Origin of the sequence: Methylobacter sp. BBA5.1 (assembly GCF_000746145.1) — a bacterium.
GTDB lineage: Bacteria > Pseudomonadota > Gammaproteobacteria > Methylococcales > Methylomonadaceae > Methylobacter > Methylobacter marinus.
In genome coordinates, this window is record NZ_JQKS01000005.1 from 38,635 (window position 1) to 57,551 (window position 18,917).

Sequence of the window (18,917 nt, forward strand, 5' to 3'; positions counted from 1 at the left end):
AGTGAATTCTAGATTGGTCGCCGCCCGGGTGCTGTCCCGGGTATTGCAGAACGGGCAGTCCTTAACGGCGGCGCTGGATAATGTCGTACCCGCCGTTGACGCCGTTAAGGATAGGGCGTTCGTGCAGGCGCTCTGTTACGGCGTATGCCGTTACTATCATCGGCTGGATTTTATCTTGAGCCAGCTGCTCGATAAGCCGCTGAAGGATGTTGAGGTCAAGTCACTGATTTTGATCGGCTTGTATCAGCTGCAGTTCATGCGGGTCAAACCTCATGCCGCCGTATCCGAAACCGTTGCCGCCGCGCGAAAAAAACCATGGGCTAAGTCATTGGTCAATGCGGTGCTCAGGAATTATCAGCGGGAGCAGGAGCGCATCGAGCAGCAAGCCGATCAGGAACCTTCGGCGGCTGTCAGCCACCCTCGCTGGCTTATTGACCAGATCCGGCAGGATTGGCCTCAGCAGTCCGCGCAATTATTTCTCGAAAACAACCGTCAGCCGCCGATGGTCTTGCGCGTCAATCAGGCGCGAACCAGCCGCGAACAGTACCTGCGTCAATTGGCCGAGCACGATATCGGCGCGACACCGGTGGCATTCTGCGCATCGGCCATTATGCTCGATAAGCCGGTTTCGGTCGACATGTTGCCCGGTTTCGACCAGGGATTGGTTTCGGTGCAGGACACTGCCGCGCAATTAGCGGCTCAATTGCTCGATGTCAGAGCGGGGCAGCGGGTGCTTGATGTGTGCGCGGCACCGGGCGGCAAAGCCGCGCATATTCTTGAAAGCCAGCCTCAGCTGAACGAGTTGGTGGCTGTTGATATCGACGCAGCGCGTATGCAGCGGGTCAATGAAAACCTACAGCGGCTGAAACTGGAAGCCAGATTGCTGGTGGGGGATGCGGCAGCTCCCGAAACCTGGTGGGACGGCATGCCGTTTGATCGGATTTTGCTGGATGCTCCGTGTTCGGCCTTGGGCGTTATCCGTCGCCATCCTGATATTAAGCTGTTGCGCAGGGACGAGGATATTGCACAGCTACAGGCACTGCAAAAAAATATTTTAAGCGTGGTTTGGCCGCTTTTAGCAACCGGCGGGATATTGCTCTATGCCACTTGTTCTGTCTTAAAACGGGAAAATGAGCTGCAGATCCAAGCTTTTCTAGCCGAGCACAGCGATGCGGCACAGGTGCCCATAGATGCGGGGTGGGGTTCTCCCAGGGAATTCGGACGGCAGATTTTTACCGGGGAATCTGCAATGGACGGTTTTTATTATGCCCGAATCGTTAAGCAATAAATCCCGCTTGTGGCTTGCCTGCCTGTTGTGCTTGTTGACATGGCTATGGCCGTTCGTTGCTGATGCCGATGAATTTGCGGTAAGCGTCAAAAAGGCAGAGATGGTTTTGCGGGACGAGCGCTATTTTTTATCAGCGGATATCGACTACCAGCTCAGCGATAGAGCCAGGGAAGCATTGCAAAATGGCATTCCTTTATTCTGGACGGTGCAGGTGCAAGTGCTGCGCCACCGCGATTATCTCTGGAATAAAAAACTGCTTGAGAAAGAGATCCGTTATCGCATTCAGTACCATGCTTTATTGAATATGTATCGGGTCAGGAACGAAAGCAGCAAGACAGTCTATAATTTTTCCACATTGTCCACGGCCCTGGATATGATGTCGGCAATACGCAATGTGCCGATCATGGATAAAGCGGATCTTGCTCAGGATGCCCATTATATCGGGGGCGTGAAAGTCATCTTCGATCGCGACGCGCTGCCTTTGCCGCTACGGCCGATCGCCTATATTAATCCTCAATGGTATTTGTCCAGTGACTGGTATTTATGGTCCCTGAAAGAATAAAACCCCCTGTCAGTCTGTCTGTTCTAGTCCTGTTCGGCCTCATTCTGCTGTCACTGCAACTGATGAGCTCGGCAACCCAGGAATCATCGCAATTGAGCGAAATGTATTCCTGGCTGCTTTTGGTCAATGCCCTGGGATCAGTGGTGTTGCTGGGGCTGGTCGGAGCCAATATTTATTCGTTGACCCGGCAGTTAAAAAAACGCGAAGCGGGCTCAAGGCTGACCACCCGCATGGTATCGCTGTTTGTGGTGTTGTCCTTGGTGCCTGCGGCCATCGTGTTTTATTTTTCCATGCAGTTTCTGCATCAGGGCATAGACAGCTGGTTTAATGTCGAAATCGACAAGGCCATGGAGGATTCGCTGGAGCTTAGCCAGGCTTCGCTGGACCAGCGTATGCGATGGCATTTAAGGCAAACGCAGCAATTGACCGACAGATTGAAAGATGCCTCGGAAAGTCTGGCTACACTGGAAATAGAGAATCTGCGCGAGCTTTCGGAAGCATCCGAAATGACGCTGTTTTCTCGCCAAGGCAGGATTATTGCTTCGAGCAGCATTAACCCCGGCGATATTTTGCCGAGCCTGCCGGATGAGCATGTTTGGCTGCGGCTGAGGCAGCATACGGAATATGTCGCCTTGGCGCCGGTGCATGAGGATCAGTTAATGATCCGTGTTATTGTCACTGTTCAGGCGGAAGATCCGCAATATCTGCAGGCCTTGTATCCTGTGCCGGTCAGAATCGCCGATCTGGCCGATTCGGTGGAATTTGCCTTTGTGCGTTATCAGGAAATGCACTTTCTAAGGGATTCATTAAAATTAAGCTTCTCTCTGGCATTGTCGCTGGTTTTGCTGATGAGTTTGCTGGCGGCTATCTGGGTGGCCTTTATCAGCATCCGTAATATTATCGCGCCGGTAAAAGAACTTGTTAAAGGCACGCAGGCTGTGGCGTCGGGTCACTACGACCAGCAATTGCCGGTTATCGTGCAGGATGATCTGGGGTTTCTGGTGGAGTCGTTCAATGAGATGACCCTTCGCATTGCCAGGGCCAGGGATGAAACCAGGCTGGCCAGTCTCGAAGTTGAAAATCAGCGGGCTTATCTGGAAACGATTCTGGCAAATTTGACGGCGGGCGTCATCAGTTTTGATGCGCGGTATAAAATCCGTACGGTCAATCAGGCCGCTTACAGAATCTTTCATATTCCTGTCAGTTATTTTATCGGGCAGACCTTATCGGATATCGCGCACGGCTATGCCGAACTGGCCGAGCCTTTAAAAGTGATTCAGCGCTTTCTGGAGCAGGCGGATGACATCTGGCAGCACCGGATTGCCTTTTTAGGTCAGAATGGCCGGCGGGAGCTATTATGCCGGGGCACGCCTCTTTTTTCCCAGGAAGGCCGGCGGGTGGGAGCGGTTGTGGTTTTCGATGATGTAACCGATTTGATACAGGCGCAGAAGAATGCGGCGTGGGGCGAGGTGGCCCGGCGCTTGGCGCATGAAATCAAGAATCCGTTGACGCCGATACAGTTGTCGGCAGAACGGTTGCAGCATAAACTGGCCGACAAATTAGCCGCCGCTGACGCGGATATGCTGCAGCGTTCCACGCGAACCATCGTGCAGCAGGTTGAAGCGATGAAGGAAATGGTGGATGATTTCTCGGAGTATGCCAAGCCTTCCAAGAAGCAGACGGCGGTTATTGATTTATCCGGTTTAGTACAGGAGGTGCTGGCGCTTTACGCGGTTCAGTCGGGCGTCAAGTTTAACGTCGATTATGACCAGGGCTCACTGATGACTAAGGGCGACCCGGTCAATATCAGACAGGTCTTGCATAATCTGATAAAAAATGCCCTGGAAGCGATCGATGCAAAAGGCCAGGTTGACATAAGCCTGCACCGGTTGCGGAAGAACAATAGCGATTTTATTGAAATTGCGCTCTATGATGATGGACCCGGCATCAAGGATGATCAGATTGAGAAGATTTTTGAACCCTATGTGACAACTAAAGCCAAAGGAACAGGCCTGGGGTTGGCCATTGTCAAAAAAATAATTGAAGAACATGGCGGCGCCATATGGGTCGACGCCAGTCGCAAAGTCGGGGCGGGTTTTATAATCCAGTTGCCCGCTAATTAAAAATATTAGACTGTCTCAACAATATGAATACAAATATATCTCGTATATTAGTCGTGGATGACGAGCCGGATATTCGCCGGCTGGTATGCGAAATTCTCGAAGATGAAGGTTATCAGGTCGCCATGGCCGAAAACGCCAGCGAAGCCCGGGAGCTAAAAAAGATTAACGATCCGAATCTGATTCTGCTTGATATCTGGATGCCGGACAGTGATGGCATTACGCTGCTGAAAGAATGGGTTGTCGAGGACGAGGCGCTTTGCCCCGTGGTCATGATGTCCGGGCACGGTTCGGTGGAGGCGGCGGTCGAGGCAACACGCCTGGGCGCTTATGATTTTCTGGAAAAACCGTTGTCTTTGGCAAAGCTTTTACTGATTGTCGAAAGAGCCCTGGAAGCCAGCAACCTGCAAAAAGAAAATGCCGGGCTCAAGCAGCAGTTGATCACTGATATCGAGCCAGTCGGCAAGAGCGCTGCCGTGGCCAGGACCAAGGATCAACTAAAGCGCTTGGCGCAGCATGAGGCGCGCGTGCTGTTTGTCGGTGAGGCGGGCGTCGGCAAGGAAATGTATGCGCGCTATTTGCACAATAACAGTGCCCATCGGCATGGGCCTTTTATTGATGTGGCGGTAGGCAGCATATCACCGGAAAATTCGGCAGTGGAGTTTTTTGGCAAGGAAGATGCCGGTAAAATTTATCCGGGGCTATTGGAACGGGCCCATAACGGGACGCTGTTTTTGGGCGAAATCGGTGGTATGGATAAGGAAACGCAACTCAGACTGCTCAGCGCCCTGGAGTCCAGTTCGTTTTTACGGGTAGGCGGCAGTCAGGCGGTTCGCGTCGATGTCAGAGTGGTTGCCTCTACCCGGATTGCGCTGGATGAAGAGGTTAAGGCGGGGCGTTTTCGACAGGATTTATATTATCTGCTCAATGAAGTCACGCTCGAGATTCCGCCGCTCCGCGAACACAGCGAGGATGTGCCGGCATTGTTGAGCTTCTATGTCGATTATTTTGTTAATCAGGACAAACTGCCGTTTCGGCGGTTTTCCATCGCCGCGCAGAATTTCCTGCGCAATTACAGCTGGCGCGGCAATGTCCGGGAATTGAAAAATCTGGTACAGCGGCTTATGATTCTGGGAGTCGGGGAAGACATAGAACTGGAGGAGGTCAAACTGGCACTGGGCTCTGTGGTCAGCGATGTCTATACCTCTTCATCAGTTCCTGAATTTTTTAACCTGCCTTTGAAAGAAGCCAGGGATCATTTTGAAAAGGCCTATTTGGAATATCATTTCGAAAAAAATGGCGGCAGTGTGGCAAAGTTAGCCTCTGCCGTGGGCATGGAGCGCACGCATCTGTATCGAAAATTGCATTCGTTAAATATTAAACTATGAGTAACCTCAACGATTTGTTATCATATGTGGTTAATACGCTTGGAATAGTAAATAAACTTGAAAAGTTTATTGGCGTTTAGTAGAATTCTCGCTCTTTTATTGAGCCTTTAACAGAAAGACTAAGTAACGATGAAAACATTTAGTGCAAAGCCAGCAGAAGTTAAGCGCGATTGGTACGTAGTTGATGCGGAAGGGAAGACGCTGGGACGTCTTGCTTCTGAAATTGCGCGTCGTCTTCGCGGTAAACACAAACCAGAATATACACCGCATGTTGATACCGGCGATTACATTATTGTAGTCAATGCAGAAAAAATAGGCGTTACCGGCAATAAAGAAAAAGATAAGTTGTATCAACACCATACGGGTTATGTCGGTAATTTGAAAACCGTTAGTCTAGGCAAATTAAGAAAAACCTTCCCTGATCGTATTCTCAATACCGCGGTTAAAGGAATGTTACCTAACAATCCACTGGGTCGTGCAATGTTCAAGAAATTGAAAGTTTATGCAGGTCCCGAACACGATCATCAGGCTCAACAGCCAAAAGTTTTAGAATTATAAGCGGGTAGACCATGGCAGCAGCTCAGTATTATGGAACAGGCCGTCGTAAAAGTGCAGTAGCGCGCGTTTACGCAACAACAGGCACTGGAAAAATCACTATTAACAACGTCAGCATCGAAACATACTTTGGTCGTAAAACCGATCAGATGGTTTCCCGTCAGCCGCTGGAATGCGTCGATATGGAAAGTAAGTTCGATGTTAACGTGATTGTTAAAGGCGGAGGCCCTTCCGGTCAGGCTGGTGCTATTCGTCACGGTCTGACGCGTGCATTGATGGAATACGATGAGGCATTGCGTCCAGCCCTTAGAAAAGCAGGATTTGTCACACGCGATTCACGTGTGGTAGAGCGTAAGAAAGTGGGCCTCCATAAAGCCAGAAAACGTCCACAATACTCAAAACGCTAATATGTACCTTATGTATAACTGAGGTTATACATCCAGATAAGAAAGGGTCGCATTCATCCTTGAGTGCCGCCCTTTTTTTTTATTAAGTTTTTTGGAATCTCCTAATCAGGGGATCATATGAAAATATCCGTTATTGTTCCTGTACATAATGAAGAGGAAAATATCCTCTTTTTAATTGAAGAGATCGTTAAGGCCATGAGGGCTGCGCAAGCATATGAAATTATCTATGTCGATGATGGCAGTAACGATAATACGGCGACAGTTTTACGGCACGCGCTTCAAAAGACCAAATCGCTAAGAGTCATCCGGCACGAGCGAAGTTATGGCCAAAGCACGGCCATTTACACAGGGGTCAAGGCTGCGAATTACTCCTGCATAGCGACTTTGGACGGTGATGGCCAAAATGACCCGGCTGATATTCCGCGTTTGTATGAAGTATTCATGCGGCAAAGCAAACGCCTGGGCAACTTATGGATGGTGGTAGGGTGGCGTAGGAAACGTCATGATTCTGCCTGGCGACTGTTTTCCTCCAGGGCGGCCAATACCGTACGGTCTTGCCTGCTGGGCGATAATACACCCGATACGGGATGTGGCCTTAAACTGTTTTTAAGAGATAAATTCCTTCTGCTGCCTTATTTCGATCACATGCATCGCTTTTTGCCGGCTTTAATCCTGCGGGCCGGAGGGCAGGTCATCTCCGAACCGGTCAATCACCGGCCACGAATGGCCGGCTATTCAAAATACGGTACTTTGGACCGGCTCTGGGTGGGCATTACAGATTTGTTAGGCGTTATGTGGTTAAAGCGACGGATGAAATTACCCGTAATAAAGGAGAGCGAAAATGGATACTGAGAATCTTTGGCTGATTATCGGTTTTTTGGGACAGGGATTGTTTTCGGCTCGTTTCGTCGTGCAATGGCTGAAAAGTGAACGTGAGAAAAAAAGTGTTTTTCCTGTCGCGTTCTGGTATTTCAGTATTGCTGGCGGGATTACCCTTTTTGCGTATGCAGTGCATCGACAGGATCCCGTTTTCATAGTCGGCCAATTAACCGGATTATTCATTTATCTTCGGAATCTGTATTTTGTTATTTACGAACATAAGATTTTGAAAACCGAATAAGTTCCTCGTCTTTTCTGTGTAGTAAGCAATGTATCAGCTCTTACCCATTCGATTTTGGATTTTTCTTCTTTGGACGGGCTTGATCGCGGTTAATCTCTCCACGCGCCCATTAATTCCGGTCGATGAAACTCGATATGCCGCTGTCGCATGGGAAATGTGGGTCAGAGGGGACTTTCTCGTTCCTTACTTAAACGGCCAGACTTACAGTCACAAACCCCCGCTGTTATTCTGGTTGATGCAATCAAGCTGGTTCGTGCTGGGTGTTAACGATTGGTCGCTACGACTAATCGGGCCGTTATTCTCGTTGGCCGCCTTATTTTTATCCCGGGCCGTCGCGCGCATATTATGGCCGGATAGGACGCAAACCGAAGCGCTCACGCCGTTGATATTGCTAGGGTGCTTTTTCTGGATTGTCTTCAGCACACTGACGATGTTCGACATGATGCTGGCCTTCTTCGCCTTGCTGGGTATCTACAGTCTGCTAAAACTCGCTTATTCGGGGCTGGCTTTCAGATATTGGCTAATGCTGGGCGTTGCCATGGGCGCGGGAATTTTGACAAAAGGCCCGGTGATCTTGCTGCATTTGTTGCCTGTCGCGCTATTGGCGCCTTGGTGGCTGCCGGCTGCCGGATTTTCCTGGCGGCAGTGGTATTATCGTATTCTGGGTGCTGTTTTACTAGCTGTCGGTATCGCCTTGTGCTGGGCGATACCTGCCGGTATCGCCGGTGGCGAAGCGTACAGAAAGGCCATTTTTTTCGGGCAGACCGGCGGGCGACTGGTCGACTCCTTTGCGCATCGGCTGCCGTGGTGGTGGTACTTGGAGCTATTGCCGTTATTGTTGTTGCCGTGGCTGTTATGGACGCCTGTATGGACGGGGCTGAGGCGAGTGAATTTTAATGATGTCGGCATGCGCTTTTGCCTGGCCTGGGCGGTGCCTGTTTTTATCGCTTTTTCGCTGGTCAGCGGCAAACGTCTTCATTATCTGTTACCCTTGTTGCCCGCTTTTGCATTGATGCTAGCGCGGTCGGCGGATGAAATAACCGAGCGTGGCCGTTGGCAGCGCGCCCATCTCGTTGTGATGGGTCTATTCGCCTTGCTTGGCGTGATATTGACGATCCTTCCCGGCTTGAATGATCATTACCATTGGCGGGCTGAGTTATCGTTGCTTTCGCCGGTATGGGGAGGGTTGCTACTGGCAGTCGCGGTAGTTTTGGGAATGGCCAAGGCCAAGGATGCGCCAAATTCCGCTTTTTATCTCTGTATTGCCTCGCTAGCGGCATCATTGCTGTTATCGTGCGGTTTTTTCGAAATTAAGGCCAGCCACTACGATACGAAACCGGCGGCCCGGAAGATCGCCGGCTTAATGGAGGAAAACCGAGCCATTGCCTTGTATGGCAACAAATATCATGGCCAGTATCATTTTGGCGGGCGGCTTAAGCAGCCGATTACGGTATTGCCGAATTTGAAAGTGTTATACCGCTGGGCCCGGCAGCATCAGGACGGTTACATCCTTATTAGCTATAAGGATGCAGAATCATTGCCGGCATCGATATTCAGCGATCGCTATCCCTATAAAGGCCGGAACATAGCTTTGCTGGCATCCAGGACGTTGCTTGAAAATCCAACTCTCGGCGCCATTCTAAAGCCCTGATTTATCGGCGATTAACCTGGCCGGCGCTTCAGCCAAAACGGAGAGCGCCGGATCCGGCCGGCTTATTTCCAGATACTGACAATATTCGTAAAATCATCCGTCCACGGTTTCATATCGAAATACAAAGGCAGTTTCTGCCAGTTGCCCAGTCGGCTGATACGCAGCGGCTCCAGCGCTTCGGGACGCTTTGCCAGAACCACCCAATCCGTCGCCACGACCAGCGGGATTTCCTGCTGTGGTTTGAATTCCTGGATCAAGGCGGACAATTGCAGCTGTTTGGCATGGTCGGACAATACTTTTTTTAGCGCCAGATGGCGGTTGGTGATATGAAACGCCAATAGTCCCCCGGGCTTCAGTTTCCTGAAGTAAAGCTCAAGCGCTTCCTGGGTCAGCAGATGGGTGGGCACCGCATCCGAGCTGAAGGCGTCCATGACCAATAAGTCGAACAGTTGATCAGGCTCTTTTTTCAAGGATAAACGGGCATCACCTATACGCAGGATTGCGTTATGGCTGCATTGCTGAAGATAGCGGAAATAAGCCGGATTGCTGGCGACTTCGACGACCAGCGGATCGATTTCGTACAGCGTCCATTGCTGCTGAGGTTTGGCATAGCAGGTCAAGGCGCCTGCGCCAAGGCCTACGATGCCGATCTGCCAGCTCTGGTTGTTGTTATCATAGGCTTTAAAAAGCTGGCCCATCGGTCCCGGACGGCTATAGTAAGTCAACGGCGTTTGAATGTGAGCGGCGGTCAGGCGTTGTGCACCATGCTTGGTCGTGCCATGAAAGAGTTCGTGATATTTTTCCGGACGATTTTGCTCATCGGCTAATACGCTCTCACGAACCGAAAGGACGCCGAAAAAGCTGCGTTCCTGATAAAGCGTGTTGGACATTAATCCATGCAATCCCTGGGTGAAAAAGATAAGAGTCCCCGTTAACAGGGCAAGCGTGATGGGTTGCCGTCTGAAAGCAAAGGTCAGGCCGGTTATCAAGATCAGGCCGACACCGATCGTGTCGAGGTATTGAGGCAGATTTTCGCCGCTGGCGTAAACAATCAGGCCGATGATGACTAGTGCCGCCGGTAATATCAGTTGCCGCGCCCAGGCCAGGTTGTGTTTGGTTATTGACGATTTCAGGCCAGGGCGCAGCAGCAATGCCGCGACTATCATGATGGGATACTCATAGACCGCATCAAAAATAAAAGGCGCCACGAACGTGTTGAACATCCCGCCCAGCATGCCCGCAAACGACATGATCAGATAGAAGGTGGTTAAATGCCGGGTATGGGGTCTGTTTTTAGCCAGCTCGCCATGGCAGACCATGACGGCCAGAAAAAAGGCCAGCAGGTGCAGCGTCAGGTCCATCCAGTAGGGCAGAACTGCCGGGTTGATGAATGAATAGGCAATAAACGGCAGCAATACAATGGGTTGTAGCCTGACCATTAACGGATGGATAACAGGGTTCCACTTGGAAAAAACAATGATAAAGGACAACAGGTATAACGTCAGCGGAATGATCCACAGCAACGGAACCGATGCAATATCGGTGCTGATGAAATTGGTCAGACCCAGCAGCAGACTGGATGGAACGAACGCCAGTACCAGCCAGTGCAGTTGGGTGTAAGGGCTCAGGTCGCTGCTGTCAAGCAGGCTTTCCTGCGTGGTTTCGGCTTTTTGCCGGGTTTGCCATAAAATAAACGCGCATCCGGCGATAAGGGCGCAAAGCAGCAGGTAGCCGATGCTCCAGTAGGTTTTTTGCTCGGCCAGTCCTATGTTCGGTTCCAAAATAAAAGGATAGCTCAGTAAGGCGATCAGACTGCCGGTATTGCTTGCGGCATAGAGATAGTAAGGATCATGGCTGGTATGATGGCCAATATTGGCAAACCATTTTTGGATCAACGGGGCCGTGGTCGATACCACGAAAAAAGGCAGGCCGATAGCCAGAAGCAGTGTCCAGAACAACCAGAAGGTAGGGTCGCTATCCGTCGGCGGCTGGGCGTTTTCAGATAACGCCAGAGGCAGCGCCAGAAAACTGATCAGTATAACCCCCGCATGTATCAGAATTTGTCGGTGCAAGCTTTGGCGCGTTGAAATATAGTGAGCGTAAAAGTAGCCGAGAAATAAAATGCTTTGATAAAACACCATGCAGGTGTTCCAGACTGCCGGAGAGCCACCCAGTAAAGGCAGCAAAATTTTCCCGAACATGGGTTGCAGAACAAACATCAGTGAAGCACTGGTAAATAATGTAACTGCAAATAAAAATATCAGAGATAGATTACGGTCTGTTTTTATTTCCGAGTGGTTACGCATTTTTTGAATCGCCCTTTAGGCTTATTGTTATAAATGCGCTAATGATAAAGCATTTACCTTGCCCGAGGCATTTGAATATAAACAAAGGCAACAAAAAAGGCGGTTATGCCGCCTTTTTGAAAGGGTTAATTTTTTGATTATTGCTGTTCGCCCCCAGTATCGCCTGAAACCCGCTTGGAATGCCGGCGGATATTATCGGGTATGTCATCGAATATGATTGATTCCAGAATCTGGCGTAATTGTTTTTTTTCGGCTATGAAGCTTTTGCCCGGATATTTCATAAAACCACAGACGACCCCAAGGACAGATATTTGCTCCTCGGCAACCGCTCCTGCGTTTTCGACATTCACCACATCCCTGTGATTCAGCAGTTGCCGAGAACACGAAGAAAATCAAGGTATTGTCATTTTCTTCCCGTCATTTCATGCATTCATACGGAAACATGGGCAAGTATTTGAATTGAAAAGCCTTCGTGTCCTTCGTGATGAAATATTCAGGTTAGTATCGGGAGCGATAAATATAAAAATAACCGCGTTACAAAGAACCAAAATAAGCAGCCAAAGCCTGAAAATCTTCTTCGGACAGATTGGCGGTAATAGCCTGCATCGGTCCGGCTTTGCGTGACCCCTCCTTGAAACTTTTCAATTGCTGAACCAGGTATTCAGGATGTTGCCCGGCAAGTCTTGGAAACTGGCCATTGCCTTCAGCCGAAGGACCATGGCATCCCAGGCACATACTTGCTTTAGCCTGACCCGTTTTTATCAGGGCGGAATCACCGCCGGCGCTCTCGGGTTTTTGTGTTGAATAGTAAGCGGCCAGGTTTGCTATATCTTCATCGCTCAGGTTGGCGGCCATCGGTTGCATGACCGGGTTATTACGGGTGCCATCCTTAAACGCATTCAGTTGATTAATGATATAGTTGGATTGTTGCCCCGCAAGGTTTGGCCATTGAGGGTTGCTGCTTTTGCCTTTGGGGCCATGGCAACCACTGCAAGTCTCTGCTTTTTGTTCACCGGCTGCAATATCGGCGGCTGAAACCGGCATTGTTCCAAACCAGAGCAGAGGTATGGATAGAGTAAGGATTTGCTTTAGTAAGACCATGTTTCACCTCGCAAAAAGAGTTGAGTTTTATAATGATTATCAAATTAGACGGGTTAGTAATGGTATTGAAGGAGCCTGTCTTTTTTTATTATTAGGCGTAGTTACTATAACAATTAAAAAGATTAAGTAATAATAAAAAAGTTCAGAGGTTGAGAATGACGATACCTGATAATACCGCAAGCGTATTTCCCATGCCCGCTATTGGCGTCGGCGGGATTGTATTCAATCTTCAAAATCAGGTTTTACTGATACAACGTAATCAGCCGCCCGCCATGGGCTTGTGGTCCATACCCGGCGGCAAGCTGGAGGCAGGCGAATCTTTAGTATCGGCTTGTCAGCGGGAAATTCAGGAGGAAACAGGTCTGATAACGGAAATAAAGAATATTGTTGCGGTAGTGGAAAGACGGATTGAGAACTTCCACTATGTAATTATTGATTATTTGGCCCTGTTACATGAGGGAGGGAATTCGATACCGACCGCTCAGAGCGATATTGCCGATGCGAAATGGGTTGATCTGGAAAATATCGATGATTATGATTTGGTTGATGGCTTGGCGGAAATCATCCGGCGTGCATTTAACATCTATAGCGGGAATTGTGTGGCCGGTTTGTATGACATCGATTCGAAAGGGACAGATTATATTCCCTTGCTGTAAATGTTCCGAAATCATTTATGCTTAAGGCGGTTTGCTTTAGTGCATAAGTGCCTGAATCCGATTAAACTATCAAAGATCAATTTTTATCGGGTACCCAATCGACATGTCGGAAAAACATATTTATAAGGTTGTTTTTATTAATCAGGACCAGGTCTATGAAGTCTACGTTAAAAAGGTTTATCAAGCAGATCTGTATGGGTTTGTGATTATTGAGGATTTCGTTTTTGGGGAGAAATCCTCAATTGTCGTCGATCCGACGGAAGAGAAACTCCGGTCCGAGTTTGAAGGGGTTAACCGTTCATTTATTCCTGTACACAAGATTATCCGTATTGATCAGGTAAAAAAACGTGGCACTGCAAAAATTGTAGCCATACCCAATGATGTGATAGGGGATCGCTCTCGTCTGTCCGCGTTTTACTCACCCGATAAAAAATAAAGCCCGCCCAATCGCATTTCGGGCGGATTGGGCAAGGAAATTATTTGACGACGCGTAAGTTCGGTTTATTGGGAGGCTTTTTTTCCGGAGGCGGCTCATCGCCCTCTCCATCTTCACTATCGAAGATCATTCCCTTGCCGTTTTCTTTGGCATAGATGGCCATTACCGCTGCGATCGGCGTGACAATGTGCATCGGTTTGCCGCCAAATCGGGCATTAAATTGAATGTCCTCATTGCCTAAGGAAAGCCCTTGTATCGCTTCGGGGCGTATATTCAAGACGATTTTTCCGTCTTCAATAAATTCCTGCGGCAGAATGGCATCGCTATTTTCAGCGTCGACCAGTAAATGCGGGGTCAGGTTGTTATCAATAATCCATTCATAGATTGAACGGATTAAATAGGGTTTTAAAGAAGTCATTTTGGTGAATCAGCCATTTCTTTTTCGGCTTCGCTGAGGCTGCGCTTGAATGCCGGTCTTCTGAATATACGCTGGGCATAATTGGTAATCGCTTCGCTCGGTGTTGATACATCGATACCTATGCTCGGCAAGCGCCATAGTAGAGGTGCAAGGGCACAATCAATCAGCGAAAATTCATCGCTCATAAAATAGGGGCGGGCGGCAAAGATAGGAGCGGCGGACAATAAACTTTCCTTAAGCATCTTTTTGGCCCGGGCTGATTTTTTCTCACCCGAATATAAAATCTCATCCAGTAACTGATACCAATCCTGGTCTATACGTTTAATCAGCATTCTGGCATTAGCGCGTGAAACCGGATCCATCTGATGTAAAGGCGGGTGTGGAAAGCGCTCGTCAAGATATTCCATGATTATGCGAGAATCATAGAGCACCAGATCCCGCTCTATCAAAGTCGGCGATGTGCCGGTGGGGTTCAGTTCAAGCAAATCCTCGGGCGGATCATTCGGGTCATAATATTCTATGTCTGCGGCGACGCCCTTTTCGTGTAAAACAAAGCGGGCGCAGTGGCTCATTGCACATGTCGGAGATGAAAAAAGCGTCATTACAGATTTGCGTGTATTAATATTTGCCACGAATAACAACCTCATTTAGGACGAGTGGGGCGGTAAAAATGGGCATTATAGCATGGAAGATCAGGTTTTTGACCGGTGCAGACCATCAGAATTAATGACTCGCACGGCACGAAAAACATCCCTGTTTTTCATTCATGCAGACTAGTGAATATCTCTCCAGTATTCCCGTTTCAGCAGATAGGCGATGCCGACAAACATTAAAATAAAGAACAGGACATATTTGCCCATGCGTTGCCTTTCCAGTTGTACCGGTTCTCCGACATAGACCAGAAAATTGACCAGATCGTTAACGACACGGTCGAATTCCGCCTGGGATAAGGTGCCCGGTTCCTCTGTGACGAGTTTGTCAATTACCTGTTTGCCGTCCACTTTTTTATACAGAGGCTTCTGTCCGCCTTGCAATTGCCATAAAACGTTGGGCATGCCGACATCCGGGAAAACCGCGTTGTTTGTTCCCAGAATTTTGCTTTTATCGGTATAAAAACCTTTTAAATAGCTGTACAGCCAATCAGCGCCGCGTGAGCGGGCGATTAATGATAAGTCGGGCGGTTGAATGCCAAACCATTTTTCCGCGTCATGGGCATTCATGGCGCTGTGCATTTGGTCGTAAATACCGGCGCCTTCCGGCGCAATGTCTTTCAAGACTTTCTTTTCATCAACGCCCATATCAAGGGCGATGCGCAAATAACGGATATGCTTGACCGAATGACAGCCCAAACAATAGGTTACAAAATGTTTGGCCCCGCGCTGAAGGGATACCTTGTCGGAAAGATCGATATCGGCCTCCTGCAGTTCGATGCCTTCCGAGGCAGAGACGCCTAAAGGCAGAATCAACAATAAAAATAGTGTGATAAATTTTTTCATATCAATCGAGGCTCTTTTTTAGTTTTTTTGCTAGTCGAGTGATGACGTTGAGAATGCCTGCAGGGTTGGGTCTTCTCTTCAGGACTGTAGTGCCGTCTTCTTTGGTTACCTGTTTCACCAGGGTTATTTCATGATAGGTTTCTATCAATGCCGGAATACGGTCTTCAAGGCTGGGCTGATCCGTCAAGCGCGTCGGCAGCGGTTTCGATTTTTCCCAACGCGTATATAGAGGCATCAGCAGGAAAAAGCCGAAATAGATTGCCGTAAAAATGCGTGCAACGGTTGTCGCGGCCGGTGTCGCAGGCTGCGTGCCCAGATAGCCTAAACCGAGAAAGCTGATGACGAAGAGCAGCAGGGCTTTTTTGTAAATGCCGCCGCGGTAGCGGATCGATTTGACTTCGCTGCGATCCAGCCACGGCAGCAGGAACATCACGACAATGGCACCGCCCATGCCGATAACACCGGCAAATTTGTCCGGGATAGCGCGCAAAATGGCATAAAACGGCGTGAAGTACCAGACCGGCGCGATATGCTCGGGCGTTTTCATCGGATCGGCCGGAATAAAGTTGGCGTGCTCCAGGAAATAACCGCCCATTTCAGGCATGTAGAAAATAACGGTCGCGAAAAACAACATGAATACACCGACGCCGACGATATCTTTGACGGTATAGTAAGGATGAAAAGGGATGCCATCCAGCGGAATGCCATTAGCATCCTTGTTTTTCTTGATTTCAATGCCGTCCGGATTGTTGGAACCGACTTCATGCAACGCCACGATATGCAGGAAAACCAGCAATACCAGGACCAATGGCACCGAGATGACATGGAAGGCAAAGAACCGGTTCAGCGTGGCATCGGAAACGACATAATCGCCGCGGACCCAGAGCGACAGTTCATCGCCGATCACGGGAATGGCGCTGAACAGTGAAATGATCACCTGGGCGCCCCAGTAGGACATCTGTCCCCAAGGCAGCAAGTAACCCATGAACGCCTCGGCCATCAGCGCCACAAACAGCAGCATGCCGAAGATCCAGATCAGTTCGCGGGGCTGCTTGAACGAGCCGTACAGCAGGCCTCTGAACATGTGCAGATAGACCACGATGAAAAAGGCCGAAGCGCCGGTGGAATGCATGTAACGCACCAGCCAGCCCCAGTTGACATCGCGCATGATGTATTCGACGGAGTCAAAGGCCAGTTTGGCGTCCGGTTTGTAGTTCATGGTCAGCAAAATGCCGGTTACGAACTGGTTGACCAGCACCAGCAAGGCCAACGAGCCAAAGAAATACCAGAAATTGAAATTTTTCGGCGCATAGTATTGCGCCATGTGGTCATTCCAGAGTTTTGTCAGTGGAAAGCGGTCCAGGACCCAGTTGCCGCATGCCGTTAGACGTGATGGTTTCATGCGCTTGCCCCCGTGGTAGTTTCTTCGCCGATGATGATTAACGTGTCGGTAATATAACGGTAGGGAGGAATCTCCAGATTGGTAGGCGCCGGCACGCCGCGATAAACACGACCAGCCAGATCGAACCACGAGCCGTGGCAAGGACAAAAAAAGCCGCCTTTCCATTTGTCGCCCAGGTCATTAGGGGCAATTTCCGGGCGGAAGGTAGGCGAGCAGCCCAGGTGCGTGCATAAGCCTACGGCAACGAAAATTTCTGGCTTGATGGAGCGCGCGGGGTTCTTGCTCGAGGCGGGCTGTATGGATTCCTGCGAGAGCGGGTCCCGAAGTTCGTTATCCAGTGTTTTTAGTGTTTCAAGCACTTCCGGTGTTCTATTCAGAATCCAGACCGGCTTGCCGCGCCACTCGACTCTAAGCAACTGGCCGGGCTCCATTTTGCTGATGTCAACTTCAACCGGTGCTCCGGCCGCCATCGCCTTGACACTGGGCTGCATTTGAGCCAAAAAAGGAACCGCTAGATAGCCTGTGCCGACCGCCCCCACCACAGTCAGCGCCGTGGTCAAAAACTGGCGCTTGGACTTATCGACGCCTTCATTATTCATTTATAACTCTCCTGATTGGGTCTGTGCTTTAAAAAGCACATGGTTTTCTAGTTTTTATGGTCGCCAATATACCATTACAACTTATCTATTTTGAAGCGTTTAAACGCACTTGCCCGCTAACCGGCATCCTGACTGGATTTAAAAGCACAATACATACTCCGCTTAAAGCTATGGACTTTATAATTTGTCCTGTCATAACGTGCTGTATCTCGCTCGACAGTGATTTTTTGTAGGGTCAACAGCTTGACAGATAGCCTGTATCAGCTTATTGAGCGGCCAGACCATTTCTTAATGCGGCAAGAAACGCTTTATTTTCCTCCGGAGTTCCAATGGTTACACGCAGGCAATCGCTTAACAGGCCGCCTTGCGGTGCCAGATTTTTTATCAAAATGCCTTGTTCTTTCAAGGAAGCGAAAATGCTGTTCGCCTGGTTTTTCGGCGTTCTGAACAGAATGAAATTAGCCGCGCTCGGATAGGCGGTAATGCCGTCCATGTTGTTCATTTGTTCAAAGACAACGGCCCGCTCGGCGCGGATTTGCCGTGTTTGGCTGTCAAACAGCGATTTATTGGACAGGGCAAAGTCGGCGCTGATCTGTGTGAGGCTGTTGATGTTATAAGGCAGGCGGATTTTGTTGAGTTGCTCGATAATGGCCCGGTTGCCGGCAATATAACCCAGGCGCAGGCCGGCCAGCCCCAGTTTGGATACGGTACGCATGACCAGGAGGTTATCGAATTGATCCAGCCGGCCCATAAAGCTGGCGTCGGCAAAGGGCGCGTAAGCCTCATCAATGACCACCAGCCCTTTGGCTGCCTTGATGACGGCCAACATCGCGTCTTCGCTGAACAGGTTGCCGGTCGGGTTGTTGGGATAGGCCAGAAAAATAACCGAAGGCTGGTGCGCTTCAATGGTCGCCAGCATGGCCGGTACATCCAGATCAAAATTATCGGCCTGTAACGGAATGCTATGATAGCTCAGACCCAGGCAGTGGCTCAGCTGTTTATACATGACGAAGCCGGGGTCAGGCGCCATGACGCCGGCATCCGGCGGCAGCGCCATCAACAGCAATTGAATGATCTCATCGGAGCCATTGCCCAGCAGTAGTTCGAACTGGTCGGGCAACTGATTCAAGCGTCTCAGCGTTGCCGCAAGCGCTTTGGCTTCAGGATCGGGATACCGGTTCAGCGGGCAGTCTTTCAGTGCTTCGAGCCAGCTGGCCTTGATATCGTCAGGCCAAGAGTAAGGATTTTCCATAGCATCGAGTTTGATCAAGCCTGTGGCGTCAGCCACTTTATAGGCAGACAGGGCCAGCACTTCCCGGCGGAACACGGAGGCAATCAGATCATTTTGTGACATACATTAATTTAAGACTCAAGACAAAGGTGAAAAGTAATTGCCAAGGTGCAGGGCGAAA

At 49.6% G+C, this 18,917-nt stretch carries 19 protein-coding genes; 11 read left to right on the forward strand and 8 right to left on the reverse strand.

The features are described from left to right. The first annotated feature begins 1 nt into the window (after nt 1). The 9 genes from rsmB (at nt 2) to EK22_RS04340 (ending at nt 9,091) form a co-directional block, all read left to right on the forward strand. Nucleotides 2-1,288 carry a 16S rRNA (cytosine(967)-C(5))-methyltransferase RsmB gene (rsmB, locus tag EK22_RS04300; RefSeq protein ID WP_036248420.1) on the forward strand — a complete coding sequence of 429 codons (1,287 nt, stop codon included), beginning with the start codon at nt 2-4 and terminating at the stop codon, nt 1,286-1,288. Further along, nucleotides 1,266-1,850, forward strand: a complete 585-nt coding sequence (locus EK22_RS04305) for a DUF4390 domain-containing protein (RefSeq protein ID WP_027147265.1) — start codon at nt 1,266-1,268, stop codon at nt 1,848-1,850. Before rsmB ends, EK22_RS04305 begins: the two co-directional genes overlap by 23 nt. After that, nucleotides 1,832-3,973: a sensor histidine kinase gene (locus tag EK22_RS04310; protein ID WP_020159293.1), complete on the forward strand. Its 2,142-nt coding sequence runs from the start codon at nt 1,832-1,834 to the stop codon at nt 3,971-3,973. Before EK22_RS04305 ends, EK22_RS04310 begins: the two co-directional genes overlap by 19 nt. 23 nt (nt 3,974-3,996) lie before the next feature. After that, complete coding sequence (locus EK22_RS04315) at nt 3,997-5,358, forward strand: sigma-54-dependent transcriptional regulator (RefSeq protein WP_036248423.1); 1,362 nt, start codon at nt 3,997-3,999, stop codon at nt 5,356-5,358. Between the two features lie 129 nt (nt 5,359-5,487). Next, nucleotides 5,488-5,916, forward strand: coding sequence for a 50S ribosomal protein L13 (gene rplM, locus EK22_RS04320; protein WP_020159295.1), 429 nt, complete (start codon nt 5,488-5,490; stop codon nt 5,914-5,916). 11 nt (nt 5,917-5,927) lie between these two features. After that, entirely contained in the window at nt 5,928-6,320 is a 393-nt protein-coding gene (gene rpsI / locus EK22_RS04325) for a 30S ribosomal protein S9 (RefSeq protein WP_020159296.1), read from the forward strand. Nucleotides 6,321-6,437: 117 nt separating this feature from the next. Next, nucleotides 6,438-7,172, forward strand: a complete 735-nt coding sequence (locus tag EK22_RS04330; RefSeq protein WP_036248426.1) for a glycosyltransferase family 2 protein — start codon at nt 6,438-6,440, stop codon at nt 7,170-7,172. Further along, entirely contained in the window at nt 7,162-7,440 is a 279-nt protein-coding gene (locus EK22_RS04335) for a lipid-A-disaccharide synthase N-terminal domain-containing protein (RefSeq protein WP_020159298.1), read from the forward strand. Before EK22_RS04330 ends, EK22_RS04335 begins: the two co-directional genes overlap by 11 nt. 79 nt (nt 7,441-7,519) lie before the next feature. Next, a complete protein-coding gene (locus tag EK22_RS04340; RefSeq protein ID WP_235209216.1) occupies nt 7,520-9,091 on the forward strand; it encodes an ArnT family glycosyltransferase in 1,572 nt (523 codons plus the stop codon). 62 nt (nt 9,092-9,153) lie between these two features. Here the strand turns inward: EK22_RS04340 and EK22_RS04345 are convergent, their stop codons facing one another. Next, nucleotides 9,154-11,397, reverse strand: coding sequence for a fused MFS/spermidine synthase (locus EK22_RS04345; protein ID WP_051961672.1), 2,244 nt, complete (start codon nt 11,395-11,397; stop codon nt 9,154-9,156). A gap of 534 nt (nt 11,398-11,931) precedes the next feature. Beyond that, nucleotides 11,932-12,441 carry a c-type cytochrome gene (locus EK22_RS04350; protein WP_020159303.1) on the reverse strand — a complete coding sequence of 170 codons (510 nt, stop codon included), beginning with the start codon at nt 12,439-12,441 and terminating at the stop codon, nt 11,932-11,934. A 212-nt stretch (nt 12,442-12,653) separates the two neighbouring features. On the opposite strand from EK22_RS04350, the gene EK22_RS04355 reads away from it, so the two are divergent. Continuing rightward, entirely contained in the window at nt 12,654-13,154 is a 501-nt protein-coding gene (locus EK22_RS04355; protein ID WP_152565000.1) for an NUDIX hydrolase, read from the forward strand. A gap of 103 nt (nt 13,155-13,257) precedes the next feature. Then, the gene (locus EK22_RS04360) at nt 13,258-13,590 is read left to right on the forward strand and encodes a DUF1820 family protein (RefSeq protein WP_020159305.1); all 333 of its coding nucleotides are present in this window, start codon (nt 13,258-13,260) and stop codon (nt 13,588-13,590) included. 40 nt (nt 13,591-13,630) lie between these two features. On the opposite strand, the gene EK22_RS04365 is transcribed toward EK22_RS04360, so the two are convergent. From EK22_RS04365 to hisC, 6 genes are all read right to left on the reverse strand, one after another. Further along, a complete protein-coding gene (locus EK22_RS04365; protein WP_020159306.1) occupies nt 13,631-14,008 on the reverse strand; it encodes a ClpXP protease specificity-enhancing factor in 378 nt (125 codons plus the stop codon). Next, entirely contained in the window at nt 14,005-14,610 is a 606-nt protein-coding gene (locus EK22_RS04370) for a glutathione S-transferase N-terminal domain-containing protein (protein WP_200882564.1), read from the reverse strand. Before EK22_RS04370 ends, EK22_RS04365 begins: the two co-directional genes overlap by 4 nt. A 171-nt stretch (nt 14,611-14,781) precedes the next feature. After that, nucleotides 14,782-15,504, reverse strand: coding sequence for a cytochrome c1 (locus EK22_RS04375; protein WP_020159308.1), 723 nt, complete (start codon nt 15,502-15,504; stop codon nt 14,782-14,784). A gap of 1 nt (nt 15,505) precedes the next feature. Next, nucleotides 15,506-16,906 carry a cytochrome b gene (locus EK22_RS04380; RefSeq protein ID WP_027147268.1) on the reverse strand — a complete coding sequence of 467 codons (1,401 nt, stop codon included), beginning with the start codon at nt 16,904-16,906 and terminating at the stop codon, nt 15,506-15,508. Then, nucleotides 16,903-17,505, reverse strand: coding sequence for a ubiquinol-cytochrome c reductase iron-sulfur subunit (gene petA / locus EK22_RS04385; RefSeq protein ID WP_020159310.1), 603 nt, complete (start codon nt 17,503-17,505; stop codon nt 16,903-16,905). Before petA ends, EK22_RS04380 begins: the two co-directional genes overlap by 4 nt. A gap of 265 nt (nt 17,506-17,770) precedes the next feature. Then, entirely contained in the window at nt 17,771-18,859 is a 1,089-nt protein-coding gene (gene hisC, locus EK22_RS04390) for a histidinol-phosphate transaminase (RefSeq protein WP_020159311.1), read from the reverse strand. Nucleotides 18,860-18,917: the final 58 nt, after the last annotated feature.